The following is a 1,288-nucleotide window of genomic DNA, read 5'->3' as shown; positions in this document are numbered from 1 at the left end:
TTTGTGGCCGAGATCGGCGATGTGCGCCGCTTCGAGAGCCCGCGCCAGCTGATGGCCTATCTCGGCCTGGTGCCGTGCGAGAGCTCGACCGGCGAGCGAGTGCGGCGCGGTGGCATCACCAAGGCGGGCAACCCACGGGTTCGTCGGGTGCTGATCGAGGGCGCCTGGACCTATCGCTTTCCGGCCCGGATGAGCCGGCTGCTGCAGGAGCGCCAGGAGGGCTTGCCGGCCGTCGTGCGGGCGATTGCCTGGAAGGCGCAGGTGCGGCTGTGCGCCCGCTATCGCCGGCTGATGGCGGCGGGCAAGCGCCAGACCGTGGTCACCACGGCAATCGCCCGCGAGATGGCAGCGTTCCTGTGGGCGATTGGGCGCGAAGTCGAGCCGCGCTCGGCCGCCTAGAGCCGAACGAGCACACGATCCTTGCGGAGGGCCAATCAGCTGGGAGTGACATCGGCAGTTGCGCAGCACCGGAGGCAGGGCCTCGGTGGGGAACCCTCGAGCGAATTGTGTGGCCGATGAGCCTTCATCGACGCCCGCTGACAGAGCGAGGCAGCCCCGGACGAACACACGGAAATGCGGTAGCCAACCCGCGCATCAGAGTTTGCTCAACCGTCGTCTTGACGGCTCTGTCTCCGGCTCTGCGCAATCGCTTTATCCGGCCTGGCCCTGTTCCTGCATCGGGGTTGCACACCCACGTCCAGGCTCATTGACAACGAACATCAGAGTTCGCGATCTTGCCCGCTGATCCGGTGTACTGGCGACCGACGCCGCACGAGTGCTGGCCCTGCTTGAGAAAGCCGGTATCGTCGATCACCAGCACGGCCCCGGGTGCGGCGAGCGTCTCGAGCGCGTAGTCACGCACCATGTCCCGCAAGGCATCGGCGTCCCAGTGGCTGCGGCCGAGCACCGCCTGCTGACGCCAGGGCCCCGGATCACCCGCGGCTTCCGCCCGCATCCAGCCGGTCTTTCGCCGCTCCGGCCCAAGTAACCCGTCGAGGAAGGCGGCCGCGGAGGCAGCGACGCTGGGATGCGCAAACAGGGATTGGGGATCCGCTTTGACCTGACGCAACTCCACACACCAGAGCTCGAGCATCTGCTCGATGGCTACACCCGTCATGGCAGCCTCCTGGGTCAAATCAGCAGATTATGAGCCCATGAGCGGCAGGTGCAACTGTAGTGCTAATGTAAGCAGCAAACACTATGCCGGGTGACAACGCGGTCAATTCCTGGTTGTCCCCCGACGCTGCCGATGGCTCGGTTATTGATCCGGCTGGGGCGATCTTGAACT

Annotated in this window: 1 protein-coding gene and 1 pseudogene; one reads left to right on the top strand and one right to left on the bottom strand. The window is 65.8% G+C overall.

Annotated elements, in window-relative coordinates; all coding sequences use genetic code 11:
• Positions 1–399, top strand: a 399-nt coding sequence (locus KBI52_RS01470) for a transposase (RefSeq protein ID WP_210804866.1), incomplete at its 5' end; no start/stop codon positions are given.
• Between the two features lie 316 nt (positions 400–715).
• Here KBI52_RS01470 and KBI52_RS01465 read toward each other — a convergent pair.
• Positions 716–1,117, bottom strand: a pseudogene (locus tag KBI52_RS01465) (transposase); the annotation flags it as partial.
• Between the last annotated feature and the right edge of the window lie 171 nt (positions 1,118–1,288).

It is taken from the genome of Microvirga sp. HBU67558 (genome assembly GCF_018069605.1).
GTDB classification, from domain to species: domain Bacteria; phylum Pseudomonadota; class Alphaproteobacteria; order Rhizobiales; family Beijerinckiaceae; genus Microvirga; species Microvirga terrae.
Note: the sequence above shows the minus strand (reverse complement) of the source record. Positions and strands in the feature narration are given on the sequence as shown.